A 25,977-nucleotide genomic window follows, 5' to 3' on the forward strand; every position below is an offset into this window, starting at 1 on the left:
CCCGAACGAGCTAATGCAAGCCACGTGCCATGTCGGCGTCAATCGCGCCGGGAACCCCACCGCACAAGGCGCAGCGGGTATCGGGCACGTCACCGCGACGCGCGACGCGCTCTCCGTCGCGATGCACCGAGGCACAGATGTGGTGCGCTGCAGCACTGTCGTCGTGCGGCATCGCGGTGCGCGCGGGCGCGGCACGCTGCACGCCGATGCGGCATCGCGACTGCTCGCGCGTCGCGAGCACATGCCCGCTCGCGGCCATCGCACGGTGCGCCGCGTCGCGCAAAGGCGCCATCGTCGCGCCGGTTGGCCCGGATATTGCTGAACCTTCACTACACCGGCAACGGCGCCGGTGGGCAGTCCCCGCAAACCCGGCCCGCCCTTCACGGCGAGCCTTTCCGGACAACGGCGTCCCCCCGTGCACGGCACGGCCGGATGCCGGTGCGTTTCGACCGCCCGCCGCCGCCGAGCAACAACGCGAAGCAGACCGCCGCAGGCATGCGATGCGGCACAGGAACACGACATGACGACAGGCAAAGTCACGCTGCTGGGCGCCGGCCCCGGCGACCCCGATCTCCTCACGCTGAAGGCGGTGAAGGCGCTGGCCGCCGCCGACGTGCTGCTGCTCGACGATCTCGTCGCGCCCGGCATCGTCGAACTCGCGCCGCAGGCGCGCGTGATCCGCGTCGGCAAGCGCGGCGGCTGCCGCTCCACGCCGCAGGCGTTCATCGAGAAACTGATGCGCCGCCATGCGCTGCGCGGCGCGCACGTGGTGCGCGTGAAAGGCGGCGATGCGCTGCTGTTCGGGCGCGCCGGCGAAGAACTCGCGACGCTGCGCGCGGCCGCGATTCCGGTCGAGATCGTCAACGGCATCTCGTCGGGATTCGCGGCCGCCGCGAGCCTCGGCATCTCGCTCACGCATCGCGAACACTGCCAGGGCGTCACGTTCGTCACCGCGCATCGCCAGGACCACGGCGAACCCGACTGGGCCCGGCTCGCGGCGACCGGCACCACGCTCGCGATCTACATGGGAATGAGCCGCGTCGACAGCATCGCGGCGGGCCTGCTCGCCGCGCTCCCCGCGTCGACGCCGGCGGCGGCCGTGCAATGGGCCGGTACGCCCGAAGAGCGTCGCTGGACCGGCACGCTCGACACGCTCGCAAGCGGCATCGAAACCGCGCGGCTCGGCAGCCCGGCCGTGATCCTCGTCGGCGGCGCGATCGGCGAAACGGCCGCGCAGGAGGCGGACGCGGCAATCGGCGCGGCGCTGCCGCGGGCCGCCTGACATGGGCGGCATCGCGCGGCTTCGGCCGCTCCCCGTTTCGTTCACCCCCGGCCGCGCGTGCGGCCCGACTGCCTCGTTCGCCCCTTGCACCGACGCATCGCTGCCCCTGTCGCCCGCCTCATGAGTTCGTCCGCCCTGCCCGTCCGCCTGCGCGTGCTGCTCGTCACCGATACCGACAAGCCGATCGGCGAACTCGGCAATGCGCTCGCGCGCCTCGGCTACGAGATGCTGAACGACGTCGCGACGCCCGCGCGCCTGCCGGCGGCCGTCGAGGAGCAACGCCCGGACGTCGTGATCATCGATACCGATTCGCCATCGCGCGACACGCTCGAACAGCTCGCCGTCATGCATGCGACCGCGCCGCGCCCCGTGCTGATGTTCAGCCACGACGCCGACCAGGAACTGATCCGCGCGGCGGTCGGCGCGGGCGTCAGCGCGTATCTCGTCGAAGGGTTGTCGGCCGAGCGCCTCGCGCCGATTCTCGAAGTCGCGCTCGCGCGCTTCTCGCACGACGACGCGCTGCGCCGCCGGCTGGCCGACGTCGAGCGCGAACTCGAGGAACGCAAGCTGATCGACCGCGCGAAACGCGTGCTGATGGACCAGCGCAAGCTGTCCGAACACGATGCGTATGCGGCGCTGCGCAAGCGCGCGATGGATCAGGGCCTGCGCATCGTCGACGTCGCGCGACAATTGCTCGACGCGTCACCCCAGTCATGAGTGCCATGCATACCTCTCCGCCCGCCGCGCCGGAACGCGCGCATCTTCGCCTCGGGTTCGTCGCGCTGAGCGACGCGGCCCCGCTGATCGTCGCGCAGCGCCTGAATCTCGGCGCGCGTCATGGCCTCACGCTCGAATTGAGCCGCCAGCCGTCGTGGGCGGCCGTGCGCGACAAGCTGCTCAGCGGTGAGCTCGATGCCGCGCACGCGCTCTACGGGCTCGTCTGCGGGCTGCAGCTCGGCATCGGCGGCCCGCGGGCCGACATGGCCGCGCTGATGGTGCTGAACCGCAACGGGCAGGCGATCACGTTGTCGGGCGGCCTCGCCGACGCTTACCGCGAAACCGCCAACGTGCGTGCCGCGTTCGCGACGCTCGGCCGCAAGCCGCTGCTCGCGCAGACCTTCCCGACCGGCACGCACGCGATGTGGCTGAACGCGTGGCTCGCGTCGCACGGCGTCGATCCGCTGCGCGACGTGCGCAGCGTCGTGATTCCGCCGCCCGAGATGGTCGCCGCGCTCGCGGGCGGCGAGCTCGACGGCTTCTGCGCGGGCGAGCCATGGCACGCGGTGGCCGAAGCGTGCGGCGCGGGCCGCACCGTCGCCGTCACGAGCGAGATCTGGCCCGATCATCCGGAGAAGGTGCTCGCGACCCGGCGCGATTTCGTCGCGCTGTATCCGGCCACCGCGCGTGCGCTGGTCCGCACGCTGGTCGATGCGTGCGCATGGCTCGACAGCGCCGCGCACCGCCGCGAGGCGGCCGACTGGCTCGCGTCGCCCGACGCACTCGGCGTGCCGGCCCGGCTGATCGCGCCGCGCCTGCTCGGCGACTACGGCGCGGGGCCGTTCGCCACGCCGCCGCTGCCGATCCGCTTCCACGACGGCGGCGCCGTGAACCGGCCCGATCCGCGCGAGGCCCTGTGGTTCCTGTCGCAATACCGGCGCTGGGGCATGCTCGACGGTTCGCACGACGATGCGGGGATCGCCGCGGCGATCGCGCAAACCGCGTTGTATGATGCTGCGGTCGCCGAAGGCGGCGCAGCGGGCCCGTCACGGGCGTGACGCGCGCCGCACGGTGCAGCCCGCGTGTGCCGCCGGGCCACGGCGCCCGGCCGCTGCCCGCCCGCACGACACCGCCTTGCCACTCCGTCCCCGCTCCGAATCGATGCCGAAACGAACGCGCGCGCCGCTCGACGTGCTGCTCACCGAAATCCGCGCGTGCCGTGCATGCGAAGCCGACCTGCCGCTCGGCCCGCGCCCGGTCGTGCGCGCCCATCGCGACGCGCGCATCCTGATCGTCGGGCAGGCGCCGGGCGCACGCGTCCATGCGAGCGGGATTCCATGGGACGACGCGAGCGGCAAGCGGCTGCGCGACTGGCTCGGCGTCGACGCCGAGACCTTCTACGACGAGACGCGCTTCGCGATCGTGCCGATGGGCTTCTGCTACCCGGGCCGCGGCGCGAGCGGCGACAACCCGCCGCGCCCCGAATGCGCGCCCCTGTGGATCGACCGGCTGCTGGCCGAACTGCCGTCGATCCGGCTCACGCTGCTGATCGGCCAGTACGCGCAGCGGCATTTCCTGCGCGGCGCCCGCAAGGCGACGCTGACCGATACCGTGCAAGCCTGGCGCGACTACGGCCCGGCCGTCCTGCCGCTGCCGCATCCGTCGCCGCGCAACCAGGCCTGGTTCAAGCACCATCCATGGTTCGACGCCGAGGTCGTACCCGAGCTGCGGCGCCGGATCGCGCCGCTCGCGGCAGGCTGAGCGGGGCCCGCGAGCCGGCGCCCGGCCCCGGCGCGCCCGGTTCGCTGTACCATCGCGGCTCAACCGCGTCACGAACAGCACAATCCTTCATGCCCTCCACCGCCCCGCCGCGCCTGTACGGGATGCCCGAACGCAGCGACCGGCTCGATTTCTACATCCGCGACCAGGCGTCGCGCCAGGCGATCACCGAGCCGCACCGGCACGCGTATTTCCAGATCCAGTTCAACCTCGGCGGCGACACCGAGCAGCGCATCGGCGGCGTCACGCGGCCGTTTCCGCGCGGCGCGCTCGCGTTCGTGCTGCCGCACCGCGAGCACCTGATTCCGCATCCGGAAGGCGCGCACTTCATCGTGATCAATTTCAGCCAGGCGTTCCTGCGCGCCGATCTCGACGTCGATCCGCTCGATCTCGAGGACGTGCCCGCGCACCGCTTCCCCGAACTGACGCCGTTCCGCTTCCAGGAGCACCTCGATTTCATCCTGACCGGCGATACGTACGACGAAGCGCGCCGCCTCGCGCTGTGCATGCTCGACGCCGATCGCGTGCGCACCTTCGGCTCGACCACGTTGCTGCGCGGCTACCTGCTGCAACTGATCGGGCTCGTCTGCACGCAGTACGCGGGCGCGCTCGACAAGCTCGCGCAGCGCGGCGCCCAGCGCGCCGGCCGGCGCGACGCGCTGGCCCGCGTGCTGCGCCACGTGCGGGCGAACCTGACGCGTGAGGACCTGACGCTCGCCGCGACCGCCGAAGCCGCGTTCCTGTCGCCGAACTACCTCGCGCACCTCGTTCGCAAGGAAACCGGCAGCACCTTCACCGATCTCGTCACCGAGCGCCGGATCGCGCTCGCGCAGTCGCTGCTGGCCCACACCAGCCGGCGCATCGCGGACATCGCGCGCTCGGTCGGCTTCCGCGACGAAGGGTATTTCGCGCGGCGCTTCCGCGCGCGGGTCGGCGTGTCGCCGAAGGCGTACCGCGACGCGAACGCCGCGCTGCCCGCCGCCGACGACACGCAGGCGGCCGCCGACGCGTAGTTTTGTCCCGGTAAAACGCAGTTGCGTCGCATCCGGGCGCATGCGCGTCGGGTATCGTTGCACGCATGCCGGCCACTGCGCCGGCCATCCGTCTTCCTACCGAACGAGGCCATCCGATGTCCGCCTATGTCATCGACGCCGCCGAGCGTCCTTCCGTCGAAGTCGACCAGTCGTCCGCGCGCTTTCCGGTGCGCCGCGTCTTCTGCGTCGGCCGCAACTACGCCGACCACGCCCGCGAAATGGGCGCCGACCCCGACCGCGAACCGCCGTTCTTCTTCACCAAGCCCGCCGACGCGATCGTTCCGGCCAGCGGCACGGTCGCCTATCCGCCGCTGACGAACGATCTCCATCATGAAATCGAGCTGGTCGTCGCGATCGGCAAGGACGGCCGGTCGATCGACCCGGCCGACGCGCTGTCGCACGTGTGGGGCTACGGCGTCGGCGTCGATCTGACGCGCCGCGACCTGCAGGCCGAAGCGAAGAAGCTGAGCCGGCCGTGGGACTGGGCGAAGGGGTTCGACGCGTCGGGCCCCGTAACCGCGCTGCGCGCGGCGACGGCCACCGGCCATCCGGCCGCCGGCCGCATCTGGCTCGCGGTCAACGGCGACACGCGCCAGCAAGGCGACCTGGCCGACATGATCTGGCCCGTGCCCGACGTGATCGCGTACGTGTCGCGCTCGGTCGAGCTGAAGGCCGGCGACCTGATCTTCACCGGCACGCCGGCCGGCGTCGGCGCGCTGCAGCCGGGCGATCGCGTGACGGGCGGCGTCGACGGCATCGCGACGTTCGAATTCGTGGTCGGCGCGAAGCCGTAACGCCGCACGCACGGCGGCGCCTGTCCGGGCCGCCGCGCGAGATCCCGGTGCCGGTCAGTCGTAGCGGCGCAGAAAGGCGTCGGCGACGGCCGGCGGATTCAGCGCTTTCGCCGACGCGTTTTCCAGCGCCTCGGCCGCATCGTCGTCGCTGATCGACACGAACAGCGTGATCGCCGCCCGGTCATCGCCCGTGCCGAACACGCCGTCGCGATCGAGCAGCCGCAATGCCTCGATCATGTCGGCGTGCAGTTGCCGGGAAAATTCGCTGAAGCGCGACGGGACGAACTGCGGGCTCAGCACTTCGTCGGCCAGCCGGCCGCAGATCGCGTTGAACGGCGAAGCCTCGGCCGCCGCGTACGCCCACTCGGCCACGCCCCACACGAACCACGGGTCGTCGTCCGCCACCGCCTGCCGCGCGCGGACCCGGCGCAGCCCTTCGACCGAATTGGCCGCCGGCACCACCGTCATCGCACCGCTGTCGGTGTACAACGCAAACGCGTAGAAATGCTCGTCCGGGTGCAACGCCCGCAGCGCCCGGAAGGTCGCCCTCGCGGCATCGGCAATATCCCGCTGGAAATCAGAAAAGTCGCTCATCGCATCCTCGTCCAGTCGCCTTTTGCGCTCGTCGGGACACGCGGCGCGCGGCTCGTGCGTCGTCTCCCGGCATGCGGCGGATTGTCCGTCATTCGGCCGCGCGCCGGTACCGGGGCGCACCCGCGCTCACCGCCCGGCGTCCTGTCCGTCGAACACCCGCACGCACACGGCGGCCGCCAGCGCGATCGCCGCCGACAGCAGCATCATCGCGAGCGGCAGGTAGCCCGCGTTGCCGACGGTCAGCAGCGCGCCCGTCAACGACGACAGCGCGGCGCCGCCGCCGATCGTCATCGCGCCGGCCAGCCCCGACGCGCTGCCCGCCAGTTCCGGGCGCACCGACACCGCGCCCGCATGGGCGCCCGGGTTGCTCAGCCCGTTGCCGATGCCGACCAGCACGCACGGCCCGAACCATGCGAGCGCGTGCGTCGCGCCGCCGAACATCAGCGCAAGCCCGATCAGCGGCCCCACGCACGCGACGACCCGCCCGCCCAGGATCGTCGTGGCCAGCGCGTAGCGGCGCGCGCCCCGCGCGGCCAGCAAGCTGCCGCACACGAAACCGGCCGTGATCGTCCCCATGTAGACGCCGATCTCCGCCGGCGCGATGCCGAATCGCGTTTTCGCGGCAAGCGGCGCGCCGGCCAGGAACGCATAGAACGCGCCCGTCGAAAACGCCATGCACAGCGCATAGGCCCAGAAGCGGCGCGCACGGAGCAGCGCCGGATACGCGCGAAGCTGCTGCCCGAAGCTCGACGACCGGCGCGTATGGGTTTCGACGAGATCGCGCGCGCACCAGGCGAACAGCCCGATGCCGACCCCGCCAAGCAACCAGAAGCTCGCGCGCCAGCCGACCGTCTGGTCGAGTGCGCCGCCGAGCGTCGGGCCAAGCATCGGCGCGAATGCGGCCGCCATCGCCGCATAGCCGATCCGGCTCGCCGCGCGCGCGCCACCGCCGGTGTCGCGGATCGCCGCCATCGACACCGGATAGACCGGCGTGATCGCCGCCTGCATCAGCCGGCAGCCGAGAAACACGCGGATATCGGCCGCCATCGCGCAACCGAGCGACCCGAGCGCGAATAGCGCGACGCTCGTCAGCACGATCGGCCGCCGCCCGAACCGGTCGGACAGCGGCCCCGTCACGAACTCGAGCGATGCGGCCACCGCCGCATACCCGCCGAGCGACAGCGCGACGAGCGCATAGTCGGTGTGCAGGTCGCGCACGATCGACGGCAGCGACGGCAGGAACAGGCTCAGCGGCAAGACCGACAACGCGCACAGCAGGATCAGCGTGGCGTGCCGCGGCGACGCCGGGTCGGACGCGGTCGACAGGTTCGATGACAAGCGGATGCCCTCCCGCGCACGGGCCGCACGGCCGTGCGCAACACAAAAAAAAGCCCCCGAACGAGTCGGGGGCGCATGGGTGCCGGCGCGATCCCGCTACCGGACCCTGCGCCTGTGGATGACTACGATGAAGCAAGCCGTTTTCATGCTGAATGGCTCCTGGATGCGTGGCGGACCGCCAGCGATATCGGACGATGTTAGGCGGACGACGGCAGCCGCGTCAACGCCCTAACGCGCGCGCACCGACACGAACTTCCGCGCGTTGTTGCGCTGGATCAGCACGGCGATCACGCTGCCGCCGCTCGCTTCAAGCGTCGGTACGTCGTCCGGCGTCTCGAGCAGCGTGTCGTTGAGCTCCAGCACCACGTCGCCCGGCTGGATACCGGCGCGCGCGGCCGGGCCATGCACCGCATCCACCATCATCCCGACCGCGAGCCCGGTCGAACGGCGCTCGTCGTCGCTCAACGCGTGCATCGTCAGGCCGAGGCGGTCGCCGTGGTCGCCTGCATCGCCCGCCCCCGAACCCGGCCCCGGCCGCGCGGCGGCCTTCGGCGCGGCCATGCCGACCGTGGCGACCGCGCTACCCGCGTCGTCGGCGCCGGTGATCGTCAGCATCATCGGCGCACGGTTGCGGATCACGCGCAGCCGCGCCTTGCCGCCCGGTGGCAGCGCGCCGGCCAGATCGTTCAGTTCGGCCGAGTGGCCGATCGTCTTGTCGCCCACCTTCACGATCACGTCGCCGGGTTTCAGGCCGGCCGCGGCGGCCGGCGAGCCGGGCGCGACCCCGTTGACGAGTGCGCCCGCCGCACGCGGCAGTCCGAACGCCGCGGCCAGGCCGACGCCCACGTCCTGCACGTCGACGCCGAACGCATTGCCCGACGACGCCTCCGCCGCGGGCGGCGGAGCCTGCTGCGCCTGCACTTGCGCCTGCTGTTGCGCACGCAACTGGGCGCGCACCTTCGTCGCGAACGCGATCGGGATGGCGAATGTCGTGCTCGCGTAGCGGTCGGCGCCCGTATAGACCTGCACCGCGATGCCGATCACGTCACCCGCGCGATTGAACACCGGGCCGCCCGAGTTGTCGGGGTTCGGTGCGATGTCGGTTTCGAAGAACGGAAACGCGCTGCCGTCCGGCAGCCGGCGCGACGTCGCGCTGACGATGCCGGCCGTGACCGTGTTGCCCGAGCCGTCCGGCGCGCCGATCGTCATCACCGGTTCGCCCGCGCGCACTTTCGACGAATCGCCGACGCGCACGAACGGCAGCTTCGTCGCGTCGACGCGCAGCACGGCCACGTCGCTTTGCGGATCGACGGCCAGTACCGTCGCCTTGAATTCGCGCCGGTCGGTGAGCCGCACCGTCACGTCGGTCGCCTCGTCGACCACATGAGCGGACGTGAGGATCAGGCCATCGGCGCTGACGATGAAACCCGAGCCGCTGCCGGACACCGCACGCGGCGCGGTATCGGGCGCCGGTGCCTGCGGCCCCGGCGCGGACGGCGGTGCGCCATGGCGGAAGAACGCGGCGAGCGGATCGTCGGGATCGAGCATGGCAAAGGCCGGGCCGCCGGTTTGCGGGTCGGGCGTGGCGGCCATGATGGTCACGACCGCCGGGCCGTAGCGCTCGACGATCGCCGGGAAGTCGACCGGCATCGCGTAAGGCGCGGCGGGCGGCCGCGCCTTCATCGCGGGCGGTGCGGCGGGCGGTGCGACGGTGCCGGCGATGGCGGCGGGCGGCGGCAAGATTCCGGCAAGCACGCCCCCGATCAACGCGGTGCGAAGCACGGCGCGAGCAAGCGTCTGGCAGACCACGGTGCACCTCCCCCGGGCAGTCGCGACGCCACCCTGCGCGAGACGCGCAGGCGCCCGACGAGCACCGGTACACGCCTCCATTTATAGCCCACGCGCCGGTTGGAACATACGAATCGAAACCCGTATGCCGGGAGGTGCCCGGGCGGCGGAACCGCGAGGGCGGCCGTTTCGAACAAAGTGCGCGGTTCGTCAATCCGAATATCCACCACGCATTGGGGTGCGTGCCACGCTCACCGCCATCGTCGCAGTCTGCGGCCAATCGTCAGCCTGTTGCGCATCGCGACAGACAGCGTGCGGCACGCAAACCGCAAACGGCCGGTCAATGGCACGACAACACCGCCACCCCGCCGACGCCGGACGTGTTCGGCAACGCAACCGTATAACCGACGGCGACCAACGGCTGCGCGGCGTCATGTCCGACGACGATCGATTGAAGCGTCGCGGGCCCGGTGGTCTTCAACACGCCGTTCAACGGCACCTGCGTGTACGTCAGCGCCTGTTGCGCACTCCCCAGCTTGATCGACAGGTCCAGCGTGGTGAGCGTGCGCGTGACCGGATCGAGCGTGGCCGAACTCGACACGAGCGCACCGCTCATGTCGCCGTAGGTGCTCGCCACCGTGTCGGCGATCACCTGCGTACACGAAAGCGGGCCACCGGCGGCGGGCAACGACAGCGGCGTGCCGACCGCGTAGTGAACGCCTTGCGAATCGTTATAGGTGTTGCCGTCGGTGTCCATCGCGCGATTCCACCGGCCGATCGCCACATCGGTGCCGACGCCCTGGATCTCGGTCACGGCCCCGTGGTCGAGCCCGAGGCAGTCGGTCGCCGCCGCCGACGACGCAAGCGTCGTGAATGCGCCGCTTCCCTGCTGAACCAGGCTCGTCGCGGGCACATTGGCCGCCGTCATGTTGCGGTTCTTCGCCCACTCGCTCGGCAAATTCGGCACCACGAGCACCGCCAGTTGGCCGTTGCTCGCGGCGACCGGCGATGCCGCACCCGAATAGCTGAAGTTGCCGTTCGGCCGGCAGGCCGTTTGTACGGATGGCTGAGTGGACGCCCCCGGCGACGGCGTGGCGGGCGACGTGGCCGTCGGCGTCCCTGCCGTATCGTTGTTCGATGCGCTGCTTCCGGTATGGGCGGCGCCACCGTCATCGCCGCCACCACAAGCCGTCAACATCAGTACCGTACTTGCCAGACCCACCAGACAGACTTGCTTGCCCCGCATGCTTCACCTCTTTCTCGTTGTCGAAACCCATCGCCGTGTGCGCCCGGTTCACACGGTGCCGTTTGCCGTATTCGCCCGCGCCACGCGCAGCGCATCGACCGACTTGACCAGCCACCCTGCGCCGATGCCGCCCAACGCAAGCGCGCCCAACCACCAAGAAGTCGGCCAGATCTCGAGCAGGCTCTCCTTCGTGAGGACGAACGGCGACCTCAATGCGACGAGCACCACGGCCGTGTTGTAGCAGGCATGAATCAATATCCCCGGCAGCAGTGATCGAGTAGCCGCATACAGTTTCCCGATCAGCAAACCGAGTCCGAATGCGAGCGCGAACTGATACACATTCAAATGCGCGAGACCGAATACGGCGGCCGAATGGGCAATCGCCGTTCCCTCCGGATACTGTCGCAAAAAGCTGCGCAGCATCACGCCGCGAAACAGCATTTCTTCGAGTAGCGGCGCAATCACGCACGTCAACACGATCAGGCCGAGCCCGCCATTCACATAAAACTCGCGGGCTTCATCCCGGGTTCCGCTCCACGGGAAAAACTGCCCGACTCCGACTTCGAGCACGCTCATCGCCACGAGCAATGCCGGTGTGATCAGCAACACGGGCACGAGAAATCGCCCGATCGTCGTTCGCCAGGAATCGACGCTGTTATGCAGCAAACCACGGTAGGTCAATTTGCTGTGATGAAGCAGCACCGTGAATACGAGCCCGTTCGCGAGCACCCGCCCGATGCTCGCGATCGCCATCGTCTGAAGCCCGGCGCTGCGGCCGGCCGACCAGATGATCGAGTTCATCAAATACTCGACCATGTTCAGCACGACGACGATAAAAAACGCTTCCAGCAGATTCGGGAAGCAATAGTGGCTTGAATCGGATTTCATCTGGCTCTATACGATTTCGCAGGCGGCACACGCGTGATCGCGCTCGGATGCCTGCAGCCGATCTCGTCCGATCGGCGTTTTTATTTATTGGAGCACAGGGCCGACTCGACCTTCGTGCTCCGATATCGATTAACGACGGAAAAGTAACCGTTTTTTACGGAGAAGGATCGTCGCTCATCGCATGCGTCGCGACAAGCGCCATTGACTATTTTTTACGATCGAAAGAATAGGACTTTCGATTCGGGCCGCGTGGTCGGGAAACATCAATATCGAGATAAAGGCCGATCTTTTAGAGGATTCAATGATTTGCGACCGATGCAGCCTTTCGGCGCCTTTAAAGCACCGATTACCTGACGCACCGGTAACGCGCGGCGAATTCTTTATTGATTGTCACCGAGACCATCCCGTACGCGCCGCGCGGCGGCCTGCCGGCCGCCGAGGCTGCGCTGTCCGAGACCCCGTCCACGATATTGCCGCGCTTGAGCGACCGGTCGGTGCTGACGCACGTGACCGTTCCGCCGGTGGCCTCCATGCCGCCGCGCACTTCGACGTCGGGCTTCTGGCCGGCCGAATGCGGCTCGTTCCATGCGTGGGGGCGCAATGCGCGATCCGCCACGTGGCCGATCATGACGCGATGCCTGTCCGTATCATCACGCGTGACCCGCGCCCACCCGCTCCGCGATCGCCGACACCATCCGCAACATCGGCTCGAACGCATCGGCCGACGTATTGCCGAAACCGAGCACGAGCCCGTTGCCGGCGCGCGCCGCATCGATCGCGAAACCCGACAGCGGAAACGGCCCGATGCCATGCGCGCGCGCCGCTTCGACGATCGCGCGATCGCGATAACGCGCCGGCAGCCGCAGCGCGAGATGCAGCCCGCACGGGCCGCCCTCGACCTGGTGCGGCACGCTCAGGCTGCTATCGAGCGCGGCGAGCAGCAACCGCCGCCGGTCGCGATACAGCCGGCGCATCCGTCCGAGATGCCGGCCGTACTCGCCCGTCTCGATGAAATCGGCCAGCGCGAGCTGCACGTGGCGCGTCCCGCCGCGCAGCATCTCCGGCAGCGCCGGCCGCACGGCGGCCAGCAACGCGTCGGGCAGCACGAGAAAACCGATCCGCAGCGCCGGAAACATCGTCTTGCTGAACGAGCCGAGATAGACGACCGGCGAATCCGGCGCGAGCCCGTGCATCGCGCCGATCGGCTCGCCGGTGTGACGGAATTCGCTGTCGTAGTCGTCCTCGATGATCCACGCGCGATGGCGGCGTGCCGCATCGATCAGCGCGAGCCGGCGCGAGATCGACAGCACGGCGCCGGTCGGGAACTGGTTCGACGGCGTCGTGTAGACGAGGCGCGGCGGCCGCTCGCGCCAGTCGTCCGGTTCCGCACGCAGCCCTTCCGCGTCCACCGGCATCGGCACGACGTCGAGGTCGGCCGCCTGCATCGCGGTGCGCGCGCCGCGATAGCCGGGCTCCTCGACCCACACCGTATCGCCCGGATTGGTCAGCAACTGTGCGCACAGCGCGATCGCGCCTTGAGCGCCTTCGGTGATCACGATCTGTTCGGGATCGCAGCGCACGCCGCGCGTGACGGCCAGATGGCGCGCGATCGATTCGCGCAGGGCGGATTCGCCGAGCGGGTCCCCATACGCGAGCAGCTCGCGGCCGGCACGGCGCAGCGCGCGATCGATCGCGTGCCGCCATGCATCCACCGGGAAATGCGACAGCGCGGGCACGCCCGGCCGGAAGCCCTCCGATTCGCCGGTGCCGACGAGGCTCGGACGAATCCGGCCGAGCCGCTGCGCGACGGCCGGCGGCGCGGTCCGCCTGCGCGGCGGCGCCGGCCGCGACAGCCCGACGACCCGCGTGCCGCGACGATCCGACTGCAGGAAGCCTTCGGCGACGAGCTGCTCGTACACGGCGGCCGTCGTATTGCGCGACACGCCGAGCGTTTCGGCCAGCGCGCGCGTGCCGGGCAACCGCGTGCCGGCCGGCATCGCGCCGCCGAGGATCGCGTCGCGCAAGCGGCGCAGCAACTGGCGCTGCAGAGACGGTGCGCCGGGCGTACGTGCCAGCGGCGCATCGAGCGGCAGCAACGGCGCGGCGCCGGAAGGAAAGGCAGTCGTCATCGGAATATCGCGGCGTGAAAAGTCGAACCTGCGGTAATTGGCGAACGGCGGGCGATCGCGGCTCGTGGCACCATAAATTTACCGTTCTCTGGCGCTTCTCATGGTACCTCGCCGGGACTACGATCGTCTGCATGCCGGCATGTCGCCGGCCGCCAACCGAAGCGAGATCGACCTTGCCCACGCTCACCAACGCTTTCCAGCAGCCCATCGGCCAACCCGTTCCCGACTGGTCCGCGCGTCCGCGCCCCGAGCGCATCGCGCTCGAAGGCCGTTACTGCCGGCTCGAACCGCTCGACGCCGAGCGCCATGCGGCCGACCTGTACGCGGCCTACGCCCAGGCGCCCGACGGCAGCGACTGGACCTATCTCGCGCACGGCCCGTATGCCGACGAGTCGAGCTACCGCGACTACGCGCGCGGCGCGCAGGCGAGCACCGATCCGCTGCACTACACGGTGATCGACCGCGCCACGGGTCGCGCGGTTGGCACGCTCGCGCTGATGCGCATCGATCCGGCCAACGGCGTGATCGAGGTCGGCTCCGTCACGTTCTCGCCGCTGCTCAAGCGCACGCCGGTTTCGACCGAAGCGCAGTTCCTGCTGATGAAGTACGCGTTCGACACGCTCGGCTACCGGCGCTACGAATGGAAGTGCGACGACCTGAACGCGCCGTCGCGCAAGGCGGCCGCCCGGCTCGGCTTCCGCTACGAAGGCACGTTCCGGCAGGCGATCGTCTATCGCGGCCGCAATCGCGACACCGCGTGGTTCTCGATCATCGACGGCGAATGGCCGGACGTCCGCGCCGCGTTCGAAGCATGGCTCGCACCGGAGAACTTCGATGCCGAAGGCAACCAGCGCCAGCCGCTCACCGCGATCCGCCACGCGCAGGCCAGCGCGCGCGACGCAGCCAGCCGCGCGAACGACGCCACGCGCGTCACGGTGCGCCCGCTCGTCGCCGCCGACGAAGCCGCGTGGCGTCCGCTGTGGCAGGGTTACCAGAAGTTCTATGACACGGCGCTGAGCGACGCGGTGTTCGCGACGACCTGGGCGCGCCTGATGGATCCGGCCGAGCCGATGTTCGTGCTCGGCGCGTTCGACGCGTCCGGTGCGCTGGTCGGGATCGTGCATTCGATCTACCACCGCTCGTGCTGGACCGAAGGGCCGTACTGCTATCTGCAGGACCTGTACACGGCGCCCGACGCGCGCGGGCAAGGTGCCGGCCGCGCGCTGATCGAGGCCGTGTACGAACGGGCCCGCGAAGCCGGCGCGAGCCGCGTGTACTGGCTCACGCACGAGACCAACACGGCCGCGCGCGCGCTGTACGACAAGCTCGCGAACAACGCCGGTTTCATCCAGTACCGGCACGACCTGAAGAAGTAACGTCGCCGCTCCGACGGCCGATGTTCAGCCCGGAACATCGGCCGGATCGCGTGCGTCGCGGTCCCGCCGCGCGCCATCGCACGCCGCACCGCCCCTACCCGGCACCGACGCCGGGCAGATCATCTCGTCGCCGTTGGCCGGCACCGGTCGCCGCACCGGCCGGAACACCGGCTCGCCCGGCTCGATCGGCTGCCCGGAAAGCGCGCAGCGACCGGGCTGCAACGCGACGCGCAGCCGCCAGCGCTGCTCGCCGTAGTGACACCGGCCGCTCTCGACCCATCGCACCAGCAGTCCGTCGTCGCCCGCCTCCAGCACCGTGACGAACAGTTGCGGGCGCAACGGCGACGCCGCGGCCGTCCCCTGCTCCGGAATCGGCGCGCGGCCGATCGTCACGAGCGGGTGGGCGATCACGCCGCCGCGCGACGGCATCGCGTCGTCTTCGTCGAACGCGGACGCGTCGCACGACAGGTCTTCTTCGCAGATCGGGCTTTCCATGGTGTTGAGCATGCTTGACGAATTTCCGTGCAGGTTGAACGACGCCGGCGCGTTCAGCGCCGGCCCATCGGTTCGCGCAGCAGGGACAGGCCGATCGCCGCGCCGACGGCGGCGGCCGCGAGCATCAGCCCGATGCCGCCCGACCAGCCGAACGCACCGACGATCGCGCCGATCGTCAGCGGCCCGATCACCTGGCCGAGATAGTTGCCCTGCACGACCCAGCCGATGCTGAGCGGCGCCAGCGACGGCGACGGGGCGGAGCCCGGCGCGCACGCGAGAATGGTCGCGGGCAGCATCCCGGCCATCGCCGAAAACGCGAACCCGAGCGCGACCGCGAGTGGCGCGGGTGTCGCCGCGCCGAAGAGGCCCGCGCCCGCCGCGCCGATCGCGACCGACGTCGCCGCCATCACGATCCCCGGTCGCGCCCCGCGCGACAGCAGCCAGCCGGCCGTCAGGTTGCCGATCACGCACGCGGCGACGATCGCCGCGCTGATCAGCCCCGCCGCGCCGACCGCGACGCCGAGGCGCTGCATCAGGAACACCGGCAGGAACGTCATCACCGCGAAGAACTGCACGTTGTAGGTCGCGAAGCCCAGTGCGAGGAGCGTGGTGGAGCGCGACGCGAGCACGGCGCGCAGCGCGGGGCCGATGCGCGTCGTCGCCTGCCGCGACGGCGCGTCGGCCGACGTCGTGACCGGCACCGCGGCCGCCGCGACGAGCGTCAGCGCCGCGGCCGCGAGCCAGCCGTTGCGCCAGCCGCCGAGCAGCGGCCCGACCAGCATCGACAGCGCCATGCCGGCCGGCATGAAGGTGCTCCACAGGCCGAACGCGAAATTGCGCCGTTCGGGCGGCGTCACGCGGTTCAGCACGGCCGGCGCGGCGACCACCACGATCACGAACCCGAGGCCTTCCGCGAAGCGCGTGGCCAGCAACAGCGCGAAGCTGCCGGCCCAGGCGCCGGCCACGCTCGACAGGCCGAGGATGACGAGGCCCGTCACCAGCAGCCGCCGGTCGCCCCAGCGCCGCACCAGCAGGCCGGCGGCGATCCCGCCGAACACGCCGACGAACGGAAACACCGACATGATCCCGCTCAGCGACGCGAGCGAGCCGCCGAACTCGTGCTGGAGCGACGGCAAGCCGATCGTCGCCTTGCCGACGTGCAGCGCCGACACGATGCTCGCCAGCACGACGTTCGCGACGGCGGCCCGGTAGCTGCGCGCCGGCAGCGTGGCGGCATCGGCCGCGACAGGCGATTCGGTCATCTTCACCTCCGTTGAAGCGGCAGCGTGCAACGGGATGTCTCACGCGACCGCAATCGGACTGGCGCACATGATACAAATTGAAGTTAACTTCAAGTAAAGGGGCAGCGCGCGCAACGATCCGTTTCGGCGATGGTGACAATGGCCGGCGCGACACGCGACGGCATCCTGGTCTAAGCTGTCCGCTTCGTCCGACAACGCCGCGCGTCTCCTTATGTCGACCGCCTCCCCTGCACCGGCCACGCTGTTCCCGCTCGACGAAGCCTGGACGGATTTCCCCCGCCGCAAGGCGGCCGTGCGCACCTTCATCGCCGGGTACTGCGCCGCGCGCGACCGGCGCGATGCGCCGCTGCACGACGGCCCGGACGGCCATGTCGTGCAGTTCGACGGCGCGATGGGCCGGCCTTTCGAGCATTTCATGATCGAGGGCGCGCCCGTGTCCGGCGCCGGCCCGTTTGCGGTCGGCGCGTGGATCACGCGCTACGGCGCGGCACCGCTGCCGCCCGCGCTGCACGGCCGGACGCGCCGGCTGACCGACGAGCATTTCATGGCCGCCGACATCGACGGGCTGTCCGGCGACGACGCGCTCGCGCTTTCGCTGGCCTGCGACACGCCTGACGCGATCGACGCGTTCAACGCCAGCGGCGCCTTCCCGCCGTTCCAGCCGAATCCGGCCGCGTTCCTGTTCGCGCACCGGCTCGACGGACAAATCGCGGCCACCGCGCGCTACGGCTTCGCGTCGCCGCGCGATATCGTCGTCGACCGCGTCGGGACGGCGGACGCATACCGCCGCCGCGGCCTGGCGACGCAACTGCTCGCCGCGATCGTCGCGCACGCACGGCACCGGGGCGCGCGCCGCGTGTGGCTCATATCGACCGAGGTCGGCCAGCCGCTGTACCGCGCCGCCGGATTCACGCCGCTCGCCGCGGTCGCCGTGGACGAAGTCGTCGCCTGAACGCGGATCGAACGGCGCCGCCCGTCGCCGTTCGTCTCGCGATTCGTCTCATTGCGCTGAGACGAACGTCCCGGCGTCTCACGCGCTTCGCTGTGGCGCTATCGCAGCAAATTCGACGCTCCGTTCCTTCCAAATCGTTGCCGTTCGGCGGACAGCGACATGGTGCAGCGCACCCAACGCACATTTTCCGGCCGCCACGCATCGCCCCGCTTCACGCTGGCCCCGTTCCTGCATACCGGTCGAACGCGCAATCGCGCGCCGGGTACGCCGGCAACATCGCCGCACGCCCGACGACAACCTGACGGAGACAGCAACGTGAGTACACCGGCACCGATCACTCCCCTCAGCATGAAGGCCGCCGTCTGGCACGGCCGCCACGACATCCGCGTCGAAGAGGTTCCCGTTCCGGAACGCCCGCCGGCAGGCTGGGTCACGATTCGCGTGCACTGGTGCGGCATCTGCGGCTCCGACCTGCACGAATACGTCGCCGGGCCGGTGTTCATCCCGGTCGACGCGCCGCATCCGCTGACCGGCCTGAAAGGCCAGTGCATCCTGGGCCACGAGTTCAGCGGCGAGATCGCCGAGCTCGGCGCGGGCGTGTCGGGCTTCGCGGTCGGCGACCGCGTGACGGCCGACGCATGCCAGCATTGCGGCACCTGCTGGTATTGCCGGCACGGGCTGTACAACATCTGCGAGAACCTCGCGTTCACGGGGCTGATGAACAACGGCGCGTTCGCCGAATACGTGAACGTGCCGGCCGAACTGCTGTATAAGCTGCCCGACCATTTCCCGACCGAGGCCGGCGCGCTGATCGAACCGCTCGCGGTCGGGCTGCATGCGGTGAAGAAGGCCGGCAACATCGTCGGGCAGACCGTCGTCGTGGTCGGCGCGGGCACGATCGGCCTGTGCACGATCATGTGCGCGAAGGCCGCGGGCGCCGGACGCGTGATCGCACTGGAAATGTCGGCCGCGCGCAAGCAGAAGGCGCTGGAGGTCGGCGCGAGCGTGGTCGTCGATCCGAAGACGTCCGACGCGATCGCGGAAGTCCGGGCGCTGACGGGCGGCTACGGCGCGGATGTCTCGTTCGAGTGCATCGGGCACACGGCCACCGCGAAGCTCGCGATCGACGTGATCCGCAAGGCCGGCAAGTCGGTGATGGTCGGCATCTTCGAGGAACCGGCGCCGTTCAACTTCTTCGACATCGTGTCGACCGAGAAGGAAGTGATCGGCTCGCTCGCGTACAACGGCGAATTCGCGGACGTGATCCGCTTCATCGCGGACGGCCGCATCGACGTGCAGCCGCTCATCACCGGGCGCATCGCGCTCGGCGACATCGTCGCGCACGGCTTCGAGGAACTGGTCAACCACAAGGACCGCAACGTGAAGATCATCGTCCGGCCGGCCGTTTCCTGAGTGCACACGCGCGGCCGCGGCATCGATTCCCGCCGCGCCGCGCCGGCCGCCGTACAGGCGTATAGCGGTCCCGCCGTCGAGCGTCGCCCCGGTGCGCGGGCGGCGCGCCTGCGTGCACATCCCTTCCCTCTGTCGTCACCGTCCAAGGCAGCCGCCATGTCGCGCTCCCTCCGGAAGCGGCGCGCCCGAACATTCGCAATCCCTAACATTTACCGCAACGCGCGATCCGCACCGGTGCGCGATCAGGGTTTCTCCGCATCAAGCACGATGCGTCCGGCGTCGACAGGATGGTGGCGCAACGCGATCCGGTGCCGCGTGCGATCCGGCTTCCCGGGCGCGATCGTTGCCGCCCCGTCACGACGGAACACCTGTCGAACCTCACGGCGCCACGGCGCCGACAGGCCGAGAATACGGGCCTCCCAGGGATAGTTCGCAAAACACGGTGTGCCATGAATCTCTCGTTCAATCGGGAACGCACAAACGACGTTCGCTCGCTGACGATCCAGCAGAAAACCCATCTCGGCTTCGCGCTCGTCACCACGCTGCTGGCCTTGCTGTGCGGCACGATCATCGCGGGCAGTGTCCGCCAATACCGGCAGGAAAACGCCGACCTGCAAAGCTTCGAATTCGTCCACGGCGCGATGATCGCCGCCAACATGATCTCGGCCGAACGCGGCCCGACGAACGACCTGCTCGTGCGCGCGCAGCCCGACGCCGCGACGGAGCGGCGCAACCTGCGCGCCGCGCGCGAGCGTTCCGACCGCGCGCTCGCGCATTTTCGGGCCGGCATCGGGCACGCGGCGGCGCTCGACGACCGCGAGCGCGGCAACCTGCTGCACGCGGTCGATGCGATCCGGATCACGCTCGCCGATGCGCGCGCGGAAGTCGACGCACTCGACGCGCGGCCGCTCGCGTCCCGCACGGTGCGCGACATCCAGCATGCGCAGGCGCGCCTGTTCCGGGTCGTCGACACGGTGTCGGTGCTGATCGACGGCGCGATGACCGACACGGCCATGCGCGACCCGCGCACGTCGGGCGCGATCCTGCTCGCGCGGCTGCTGAGCGACCTGCGGGAATACGCGGGACGCACGGGCTCGCTGCTCGTCGCGCCGATGTTCGCGCGGCAGGTGCTCGATCGCACGCAGTTCGCGGAGATCATGCTGATGCGCGGACGCATCGAACAATTGCGCGCACTGATCGACGGCGCGCTCGGCGCGCGGCTCGACGATGCGGACGTGGCCCGCGAGTACGCGCAGCTCAACGCGGCGTTCGACCGTCATCTGCTGCCGCTCGTCGACGCGATCGTCGCGAACGGCCGGACAGGCGCCTACGCGATGAGCGCCGGCGATTTTTCGAGGACGATCGTCCCGTATTTCGGGCCGTGCGAACGGCTGCGCGACCGCGTGATCGACGCGGCGCGGCGCCGCGCCGTCTCGGACCGGAACACCGCGCGGATCAAGGTGGCGGTATCGGCATGCGCGACCGCGCTCAGCGTCGCGATCCTGCTGTCGCTCGCGCGCGGCACGCAGCGGCTGCTGTCGACGCCGCTCGATGCGCTCGGCCGCCGGATCGTCGCACTCAGCGACGGCGATACGACGCCCGTCGCGATGCCGAGCGGCGTCGGGCCCGAGCTCGCCCGCATCGACCAGGCACTGGAGACCTTGCGCCATGCGCATGTGCGCCGCGACATGCTCGAACGCCAGCGCAACGACATGCTGACGCTGTTCTCGCACGACATGCGCGCGCCGCTGACGTCGCTGATCATCCTGATCGACGCGCAGGAACACCGCGCGAACGACGCACCGACAAAGCGGCAATTCGAGAGAATCGGCAGGCTCGCCCGCCATACGCTGGCGATGGCCGACGGTTTCGCGCAGTTGTCGCGCGCGGAAGCCAGCGAATACGAGCGCGTGCCGGTCAACCTCGCCGACCTGATGAACGAGGCGCGCGACGCCGTATGGCCGCTCGCGCATCGCAAACGCATCTCGATCGACGACGTGCCGCGCCGCGACGACACGATCGTGCACGGCGACCCTGCGTTGCTGTCGCGCGCGCTGATCAACCTGCTGGATAACGCAATCAAGTACAGCCCGTCGCTGACGAGCATCGAATGCCGGGTGGAACCGGGCGCCGACGGCCGGGCCGTGCACTGCACGATCCGGGACCGCGGCTGCGGGATCAGCCCCACGGACCAGACGCGGCTGTTCGAACGCTACCGGCGCTTTCGCACGGCCGGGCAACCAGACACGGGCGGCGTGGGGCTCGGAATGGCGTTCGTCAAGGCCGTCGTCGAACGGCACGCGGGCGACATTCACGTGCAGAGCGCCGTGCTGCAGGGCACCACGATCACGATCGCGCTGCCGGCGGCGGCGAACCCGTGACGTCGCAACCCCGCGCGATTCTTCGATATACTGAACCGAACCCTTTTCGGGGCAACCGGGGGCAACCCGCCTTCCGCGCGTCCGCCCCGCCTGCGTGGAAGCGCGCACCGTGAAACCGCGAACCGGACTGATTCTCGAACTCTTCGTCAACCTCGTGCTGCCCTGGGTGGCCTATCGGGTCGCGCATCCGTATTTCGGCGAAACCGGCGCGCTGTACGCGTCGGCGGTTCCGCCGATCATCTGGTCGATCGTCGAATTCATCCGCTCGCGCCGCGTCGACGCGGTGGCGGCCATCGTGCTGCTCGGCATCACGCTGTCGATCGTCGGGATGGCGTTCGGCGGCAGCCCGCGCACGCTGCTGATGCGCGAATCGATCGGGTCGGGCACGATCGGCATCGTGTTCCTGCTGTCGTTGTTCCGCGAACGCCCACTGATCTACTATCTGGCCCGCGCGACCGTGGCCCGCGAGATGGACGGCGGCGCCGCGCACTTCGAAGCCGTCTGGGACGCGCAGCCGGGCCTGCGGCAGATGCTGCGGCTGATGACGTTCGTGTGGGGCGCCATCATGACGGTCGAGATGCTGCTGCGCTGGTGGATGGTCGTCAGCTGGCCGGTCGAACGCGTGCTGGTCGTGTCGCCGGTCATGGGCTACACGGTGTTTGCCTGCCTGCTGCTGTGGACGTTCTGGTACCGGCGGCGGATGCGCGTGCGCAACAGCGTCGACATCCCGGGCCGCGGCGGCGTCACCGAAACCGCCGGCCGCTGACACGCGGCGCGCCGGCTGCCCGGCAGCGTGTCACGGCACCTGCTGTATGATGCGCGGCGTCTCGTCCGCCCATCCGTTTTCCGTCATGTCCCTTTCGCTCCTTCCGTGTGCCACGATCTGGCTCGCCCTGTTCGCGGCCGCCGCATTCGCGTGGCATCGCCCACTGCACGGCCTGAGCATCGGCGTCGCCGCGCTCGGCTACGCGGGCGCGCTGGCATTCGGCCAGCTCGCGCCGATCACGCTGGCGCCATTCGCGCTGCTGATCGCGGCCGGCTGGGGCGTGCTGCCCGCGCGGCCGCTCGCGGTGCGCATCGCCGCGCATCTCGTCTTCGCCGCGCTCGCGATCGCGCTGAGCCTGCACCTGATTCCCGGCTTCCACAATCCGCGCGTGATCGCGCCGACCCGCTTCACGCCGGACGCCGTGCCGTTCACGATGTACCTGAATTTCGACAAGCCGCTCGTCGGCCTGTGGCTGTTGTGGGCGCTGCCGTGGGTCGCGCCCGACGTCGCGCTGTCGCGCGCGCTGCGCACCGGCGCGGTGGCGGCCGTCGCAACGGCCGCCGCGTGCCTGGCCGGCGCGCTCGCGTTCGGGATGGTCGGCTGGGCCCCCAAATGGCCGCCGTCCGGCTGGCTGTGGCTCGCGAACAACCTGCTGCTGGTGACGCTCGCCGAGGAAGCGCTGTTCCGCGGCTACGTCCAAGGCGGGCTGACCCGCGTGTTGCGCGCGTATTCCTCGGGCCCGTGGGTCGCGCTCGCGGCCGGCGCGGTGCTGTTCGGCGCCGCGCACGCCGCGGGCGGCTGGCAATGGATCGTGCTCGGCACGGTGGCCGGCGTCGGCTACGGGCTCGCGTGGCGGCGCGGCGGCCTGCTCGCCGCGGCGCTCGCGCATGCGGGGCTGAACGTCGTCCACTTCGGCCTGTTCACCTACCCGATGCTCGCCGCCGCGCGCTGAACGCGGTGCGCGGCGGCGCCCGCGTTGCCGCTCAGTTGAACCCGGCCACCGCGTGCGGCACGTACGGGCGTTCGAGCGTCGCGATTTCGTCGTCGGTCAGCTTCAGCGCGAGCGCCCCGAGCGCATCGTCCAGTTGCTGCGGCTTCGAAATGCCGACGATCGGCGCGGTCACGCCGCGCTTTTGCGCGACCCACGCCAGCGCGACCTGCGCCCGCGGCACGTTGCGCGCGGCGGCGATTGCCGCGACGGCCTCGACGACCGCCTTGTCGGCATCGATCGTCGCGTTGTACAGCTGCTGGCCGACCTCGTCCTTCTGCTGCCGTTCCGACGATTCGTCCCAGTTGCGCGTCAGGCGCCCGCGCGCGAGCGGGCTCCACGGAATCACCGCGATGCCTTCGTCCTCGCACAGCGGCAGCATTTCGCGCTCTTCCTCGCGATACAGCAGGTTCAGGTGGTTCTGCATGCTGACGAAGCGGGTCCAGCCGTGCTGCTTCGACGTGTGCAGCGCCTTCGCGAACTGCCATGCGAACATCGACGAGGCGCCGATATAGCGCGCCTTGCCGGCCTTCACGACGTCGTGCAGCGCCTCGAGCGTCTCCTCGATCGGCGTGCCGTAGTCCCATCGGTGAATCTGGTAGAGATCGACGTAGTCGGTGCCGAGCCGCTTCAGGCTCTGGTCGATGTCGGTCATGATCGCCTTGCGCGACAGCCCGGCGCCGTTCGGCCCCGGCCGCATCCGGTAGAACACCTTGGTCGCGATCACGACGTCGTCGCGCTTCGCGAAATCGCGCAGCGCGCGGCCGACGATCTCCTCCGACGTGCCGTCCGAATACATGTTCGCGGTGTCGAAGAAGTTGATGCCGGCCTCGATCGCCCGCTGGATGATCGGCCGGCTTTCCGCTTCCGGCAGCGTCCACGGGTGCGTGCCGCGCAACGGCTCGCCGAACGTCATGCAGCCCAGCACCAGCTTCGACACGTCCAGCCCGGTCGACCCGAATTTCACGTATTCCATTGCACGCCTCGCCACTCAAGTTGGGGTTGCGGCCGGATGCGCGCCGCGCATCCGCCAGACGTCGCATGGTATCCCGCATGCGGCGAACGCGTATGACCGCGCGCCGCGTGCAGGCTGCGTGAAAGGTCGAACCTTGACGGCCGGACCGGGCGGCCCGGTTACTTGACCTGGTCGGCGATCGGCTGCAGGAACGCGGAGAAGCCGGTCAGCATGATCTGCACGCCGATGCACAGCAGCAGGAACGCCGACACGCGCTTCGCGACCTTGGTCCCTTCGCTGCCGAGATAGCGCGCGAGCAGCGCGGAGCGGCTGTAGACCTGCCAGATCACGAGCGCGACGAGCACGGACACCGCGATCGACACGATGCTCGACAGCATGAATTCCGACAGCTTGTGCGTGCGGTTCGCGTTCAGTGCGATCGCGGTCGCGATCGAGCCGGGACCGACCGTCAGCGGCACCGTCAACGGGAAGAACGCGCGCGTCATGATCGCGTTCGCGTCGATCGGCTTGACCGGCGTGTCGCCGCCGCCCGGCCCGTCGGGCTCGTTCAGCATCTGCCAGCCGGCCACCGCGACCGCGAAGCCGCCGCCGATCCGCAGCGCTTCCATCGAGATCCCGAAGAAATGCAGCACCGGCGTGCCGGCGAAGAACGCGACCATCAGGACGACGAACGCGTTGAACGCGACCTTCCTCGCGAGCAGATCCCGTTCGTACGCGGTGAGCGCCTCGGTCCGTTCGAGAAACAGGAACGCGATGCCGATCGGATTGATGATGCCGATCAGGCCGGTAAAGCCGAACAGGATCTCGGAGACAAGGCGGTTGACGATCATCGTGCGAAGCATCGGTCGGGGCTGGGCCGGCAGCGCGCCGGGGGTCACGCATTGTAGTGCAAGCGCTCGCGCCCGAGACGCAAAATACGGCCGGCCCGGTTGCGCCGACGGTCGCGGTCGAGTTTCGTCGTGCAGCCTTATTCGGCGCCCGCCTCCCACGCCGGCGGCCGCTTCGCGAAGAAGGCCGCGAAGCCTTCCTTCGCTTCCGGCGTCGCCCGCACCCGCGAGATCGTCTGCGCGGTGAACGCCGCGCGTTCGTCCGACGGCGGGTATTCGCCGATCGCATCGAAAAAGCGCTTGATCTCCATCAGCGCGTGCGGGCCGTTGCGGCCCAGTTCCGCGAGCGTCCGTTCGAGCGTGTCGTCGAGCGCATCGAGCGGCACGGCCTGGTGGATCAGCCCGATCGCGACGGCTTCGGCGGCCGCGAGCTGCGTCGCGGTCAGCGCGAGCCGGCGCGCCTGGCGCTGGCCGACCGCCTCGACCAGATACGGGCCGATCACGGCCGGCAGGATCCCGAAACGCGCCTCGCTGACCGAAAAGCGCGCGTGATCGCTGGCTATCACGATGTCGCAGGCCGCGCACAACCCGACCCCACCGCCGAACGCGTGGCCCTGCACGCGCGCGACCGTCGGTTTCGGGCACTGCCGGATCGCGCGCATCATCGCGGCGAACTGCTCGGCGTCGCGCAGGTTCGCGGCCGCGTCGTTCGCGCTCGCACGCTGCATCCACTGCAGGTCGGCGCCCGCGCAAAATGCGCGACCGTCCGAACGCAGCACGATCGCACGCACGTCGTCGCGCCGGCCGAGCGTCGTGAACGCGTCGGTCAGCTCCGCGATCATCGTCTCGTCGAACGCGTTCAGCACGTCGCCGCGCTGCAGCGCGACGGTCGCGATGCCGCGCGCATCGACCGTGACGGCCAGGGTCTTCAATTCACCCATCGAACAGGTTT

At 70.0% G+C, this 25,977-nt stretch carries 25 protein-coding genes; 12 read left to right on the forward strand and 13 right to left on the reverse strand.

Going from position 1 to position 25,977, the window contains the following annotated elements:
- Positions 1-10: 10 nt before the first annotated feature.
- Positions 11-292 carry a hypothetical protein gene (locus DTA15_RS38815; RefSeq protein ID WP_154317702.1) on the reverse strand — a complete coding sequence of 94 codons (282 nt, stop codon included), beginning with the start codon at positions 290-292 and terminating at the stop codon, positions 11-13.
- Positions 293-520: 228 nt separating this feature from the next.
- Between DTA15_RS38815 and cobA the strand changes: the two genes are divergently transcribed.
- The 6 genes from cobA to DTA15_RS35380 all read left to right on the forward strand — a co-directional run bounded on the left by cobA (position 521) and on the right by DTA15_RS35380 (position 5,606).
- Positions 521-1,282, forward strand: a complete 762-nt coding sequence (gene cobA / locus DTA15_RS35355) for a uroporphyrinogen-III C-methyltransferase (protein ID WP_006488745.1) — start codon at positions 521-523, stop codon at positions 1,280-1,282.
- 120 nt (positions 1,283-1,402) lie between these two features.
- Positions 1,403-1,999, forward strand: coding sequence for an ANTAR domain-containing response regulator (locus tag DTA15_RS35360; RefSeq protein ID WP_006494730.1), 597 nt, complete (start codon positions 1,403-1,405; stop codon positions 1,997-1,999).
- A 5-nt stretch (positions 2,000-2,004) separates the two neighbouring features.
- Positions 2,005-3,057 (forward strand): CmpA/NrtA family ABC transporter substrate-binding protein, encoded by a 1,053-nt coding sequence (locus tag DTA15_RS35365; protein WP_006492021.1) that lies wholly within the window; start codon positions 2,005-2,007, stop codon positions 3,055-3,057.
- Positions 3,058-3,160: 103 nt separating this feature from the next.
- Positions 3,161-3,760, forward strand: coding sequence for a uracil-DNA glycosylase family protein (locus DTA15_RS35370; protein WP_006483783.1), 600 nt, complete (start codon positions 3,161-3,163; stop codon positions 3,758-3,760).
- 89 nt (positions 3,761-3,849) lie between these two features.
- On the forward strand, positions 3,850-4,791 hold the full coding sequence (locus DTA15_RS35375; RefSeq protein ID WP_006483777.1) for a helix-turn-helix transcriptional regulator: 942 nt from the start codon (positions 3,850-3,852) through the stop codon (positions 4,789-4,791).
- 116 nt (positions 4,792-4,907) lie between these two features.
- The gene (locus DTA15_RS35380) at positions 4,908-5,606 is read left to right on the forward strand and encodes a fumarylacetoacetate hydrolase family protein (RefSeq protein ID WP_006483786.1); all 699 of its coding nucleotides are present in this window, start codon (positions 4,908-4,910) and stop codon (positions 5,604-5,606) included.
- A 54-nt stretch (positions 5,607-5,660) separates the two neighbouring features.
- Here DTA15_RS35380 and DTA15_RS35385 read toward each other — a convergent pair whose 3' ends face one another.
- The 7 genes from DTA15_RS35385 to pdxR all read right to left on the reverse strand — a co-directional run bounded on the left by DTA15_RS35385 (position 5,661) and on the right by pdxR (position 13,589).
- Entirely contained in the window at positions 5,661-6,200 is a 540-nt protein-coding gene (locus tag DTA15_RS35385; protein ID WP_006494727.1) for a DUF4303 domain-containing protein, read from the reverse strand.
- A gap of 126 nt (positions 6,201-6,326) precedes the next feature.
- Positions 6,327-7,538: an MFS transporter gene (locus tag DTA15_RS35390; RefSeq protein ID WP_006483778.1), complete on the reverse strand. Its 1,212-nt coding sequence runs from the start codon at positions 7,536-7,538 to the stop codon at positions 6,327-6,329.
- Between the two features lie 228 nt (positions 7,539-7,766).
- Positions 7,767-9,347, reverse strand: a complete 1,581-nt coding sequence (locus DTA15_RS35395) for a trypsin-like peptidase domain-containing protein (RefSeq protein WP_006494069.1) — start codon at positions 9,345-9,347, stop codon at positions 7,767-7,769.
- A 319-nt stretch (positions 9,348-9,666) separates the two neighbouring features.
- A complete protein-coding gene (locus DTA15_RS35400) occupies positions 9,667-10,572 on the reverse strand; it encodes a hypothetical protein (protein WP_012493365.1) in 906 nt (301 codons plus the stop codon).
- Between the two features lie 48 nt (positions 10,573-10,620).
- Positions 10,621-11,460 carry a CPBP family intramembrane glutamic endopeptidase gene (locus tag DTA15_RS35405; RefSeq protein ID WP_006483779.1) on the reverse strand — a complete coding sequence of 280 codons (840 nt, stop codon included), beginning with the start codon at positions 11,458-11,460 and terminating at the stop codon, positions 10,621-10,623.
- Positions 11,461-11,806: 346 nt separating this feature from the next.
- A complete protein-coding gene (locus DTA15_RS35410; protein WP_006483782.1) occupies positions 11,807-12,088 on the reverse strand; it encodes a hypothetical protein in 282 nt (93 codons plus the stop codon).
- Positions 12,089-12,110: 22 nt separating this feature from the next.
- On the reverse strand, positions 12,111-13,589 hold the full coding sequence (gene pdxR / locus DTA15_RS35415) for a MocR-like pyridoxine biosynthesis transcription factor PdxR (RefSeq protein WP_012493366.1): 1,479 nt from the start codon (positions 13,587-13,589) through the stop codon (positions 12,111-12,113).
- A gap of 173 nt (positions 13,590-13,762) precedes the next feature.
- Here pdxR and DTA15_RS35420 point away from each other — a divergent pair, with 173 nt between their 5' ends.
- A complete protein-coding gene (locus tag DTA15_RS35420) occupies positions 13,763-14,965 on the forward strand; it encodes a GNAT family N-acetyltransferase (protein ID WP_006487338.1) in 1,203 nt (400 codons plus the stop codon).
- 24 nt (positions 14,966-14,989) lie between these two features.
- On the opposite strand, the gene DTA15_RS35425 is transcribed toward DTA15_RS35420, so the two are convergent.
- Positions 14,990-15,472 carry a DUF3331 domain-containing protein gene (locus DTA15_RS35425; RefSeq protein ID WP_006487344.1) on the reverse strand — a complete coding sequence of 161 codons (483 nt, stop codon included), beginning with the start codon at positions 15,470-15,472 and terminating at the stop codon, positions 14,990-14,992.
- A 41-nt stretch (positions 15,473-15,513) separates the two neighbouring features.
- A complete protein-coding gene (locus DTA15_RS35430; protein ID WP_012493368.1) occupies positions 15,514-16,722 on the reverse strand; it encodes an MFS transporter in 1,209 nt (402 codons plus the stop codon).
- A 211-nt stretch (positions 16,723-16,933) separates the two neighbouring features.
- On the opposite strand from DTA15_RS35430, the gene DTA15_RS35435 reads away from it, so the two are divergent.
- From DTA15_RS35435 to DTA15_RS35460, 5 genes are all read left to right on the forward strand, one after another.
- Positions 16,934-17,674, forward strand: a complete 741-nt coding sequence (locus DTA15_RS35435) for a GNAT family N-acetyltransferase (RefSeq protein ID WP_006488927.1) — start codon at positions 16,934-16,936, stop codon at positions 17,672-17,674.
- Between the two features lie 348 nt (positions 17,675-18,022).
- A complete protein-coding gene (locus tag DTA15_RS35445) occupies positions 18,023-19,087 on the forward strand; it encodes a 2,3-butanediol dehydrogenase (protein ID WP_006488932.1) in 1,065 nt (354 codons plus the stop codon).
- 449 nt (positions 19,088-19,536) lie between these two features.
- Positions 19,537-21,468: a sensor histidine kinase gene (locus tag DTA15_RS35450; RefSeq protein WP_006488933.1), complete on the forward strand. Its 1,932-nt coding sequence runs from the start codon at positions 19,537-19,539 to the stop codon at positions 21,466-21,468.
- Positions 21,469-21,577: 109 nt separating this feature from the next.
- The gene (locus tag DTA15_RS35455; protein ID WP_006488931.1) at positions 21,578-22,234 is read left to right on the forward strand and encodes a VC0807 family protein; all 657 of its coding nucleotides are present in this window, start codon (positions 21,578-21,580) and stop codon (positions 22,232-22,234) included.
- Positions 22,235-22,319: 85 nt separating this feature from the next.
- Entirely contained in the window at positions 22,320-23,186 is an 867-nt protein-coding gene (locus DTA15_RS35460; RefSeq protein ID WP_012493370.1) for a CPBP family intramembrane glutamic endopeptidase, read from the forward strand.
- A 31-nt stretch (positions 23,187-23,217) separates the two neighbouring features.
- On the opposite strand, the gene DTA15_RS35465 is transcribed toward DTA15_RS35460, so the two are convergent.
- The 3 genes from DTA15_RS35465 to DTA15_RS35475 form a co-directional block, all read right to left on the reverse strand.
- Entirely contained in the window at positions 23,218-24,198 is a 981-nt protein-coding gene (locus DTA15_RS35465) for an aldo/keto reductase (protein ID WP_006483965.1), read from the reverse strand.
- Positions 24,199-24,356: 158 nt separating this feature from the next.
- Positions 24,357-25,028, reverse strand: a complete 672-nt coding sequence (locus DTA15_RS35470; protein ID WP_006483966.1) for a MarC family protein — start codon at positions 25,026-25,028, stop codon at positions 24,357-24,359.
- Between the two features lie 137 nt (positions 25,029-25,165).
- Positions 25,166-25,966 (reverse strand): enoyl-CoA hydratase-related protein, encoded by an 801-nt coding sequence (locus tag DTA15_RS35475; RefSeq protein ID WP_006483968.1) that lies wholly within the window; start codon positions 25,964-25,966, stop codon positions 25,166-25,168.
- Between the last annotated feature and the right edge of the window lie 11 nt (positions 25,967-25,977).

The sequence above is a fragment of the Burkholderia cenocepacia genome, from assembly GCF_900446215.1.
Classification (GTDB): domain Bacteria; phylum Pseudomonadota; class Gammaproteobacteria; order Burkholderiales; family Burkholderiaceae; genus Burkholderia; species Burkholderia cenocepacia.

Coding starts and splice junctions, on each gene's coding strand:
- DTA15_RS38815 (WP_154317702.1), bottom strand. CDS start 292: ATGGCGCCTTTGCGCGACGCGGCGCACCGTGCGATGGCCGCGAGCGGG.
- cobA (WP_006488745.1), top strand. CDS start 521: ATGACGACAGGCAAAGTCACGCTGCTGGGCGCCGGCCCCGGCGACCCC.
- DTA15_RS35360 (WP_006494730.1), top strand. CDS start 1,403: ATGAGTTCGTCCGCCCTGCCCGTCCGCCTGCGCGTGCTGCTCGTCACC.
- DTA15_RS35365 (WP_006492021.1), top strand. CDS start 2,005: ATGCATACCTCTCCGCCCGCCGCGCCGGAACGCGCGCATCTTCGCCTC.
- DTA15_RS35370 (WP_006483783.1), top strand. CDS start 3,161: ATGCCGAAACGAACGCGCGCGCCGCTCGACGTGCTGCTCACCGAAATC.
- DTA15_RS35375 (WP_006483777.1), top strand. CDS start 3,850: ATGCCCTCCACCGCCCCGCCGCGCCTGTACGGGATGCCCGAACGCAGC.
- DTA15_RS35380 (WP_006483786.1), top strand. CDS start 4,908: ATGTCCGCCTATGTCATCGACGCCGCCGAGCGTCCTTCCGTCGAAGTC.
- DTA15_RS35385 (WP_006494727.1), bottom strand. CDS start 6,200: ATGAGCGACTTTTCTGATTTCCAGCGGGATATTGCCGATGCCGCGAGG.
- DTA15_RS35400 (WP_012493365.1), bottom strand. CDS start 10,572: ATGCGGGGCAAGCAAGTCTGTCTGGTGGGTCTGGCAAGTACGGTACTG.
- DTA15_RS35405 (WP_006483779.1), bottom strand. CDS start 11,460: ATGAAATCCGATTCAAGCCACTATTGCTTCCCGAATCTGCTGGAAGCG.
- DTA15_RS35410 (WP_006483782.1), bottom strand. CDS start 12,088: ATGATCGGCCACGTGGCGGATCGCGCATTGCGCCCCCACGCATGGAAC.
- pdxR (WP_012493366.1), bottom strand. CDS start 13,589: ATGACGACTGCCTTTCCTTCCGGCGCCGCGCCGTTGCTGCCGCTCGAT.
- DTA15_RS35425 (WP_006487344.1), bottom strand. CDS start 15,472: ATGCTCAACACCATGGAAAGCCCGATCTGCGAAGAAGACCTGTCGTGC.
- DTA15_RS35430 (WP_012493368.1), bottom strand. CDS start 16,722: ATGACCGAATCGCCTGTCGCGGCCGATGCCGCCACGCTGCCGGCGCGC.
- DTA15_RS35435 (WP_006488927.1), top strand. CDS start 16,934: ATGTCGACCGCCTCCCCTGCACCGGCCACGCTGTTCCCGCTCGACGAA.
- DTA15_RS35445 (WP_006488932.1), top strand. CDS start 18,023: ATGAAGGCCGCCGTCTGGCACGGCCGCCACGACATCCGCGTCGAAGAG.
- DTA15_RS35450 (WP_006488933.1), top strand. CDS start 19,537: ATGAATCTCTCGTTCAATCGGGAACGCACAAACGACGTTCGCTCGCTG.
- DTA15_RS35460 (WP_012493370.1), top strand. CDS start 22,320: ATGTCCCTTTCGCTCCTTCCGTGTGCCACGATCTGGCTCGCCCTGTTC.
- DTA15_RS35465 (WP_006483965.1), bottom strand. CDS start 24,198: ATGGAATACGTGAAATTCGGGTCGACCGGGCTGGACGTGTCGAAGCTG.
- DTA15_RS35470 (WP_006483966.1), bottom strand. CDS start 25,028: ATGATCGTCAACCGCCTTGTCTCCGAGATCCTGTTCGGCTTTACCGGC.
- DTA15_RS35475 (WP_006483968.1), bottom strand. CDS start 25,966: ATGGGTGAATTGAAGACCCTGGCCGTCACGGTCGATGCGCGCGGCATC.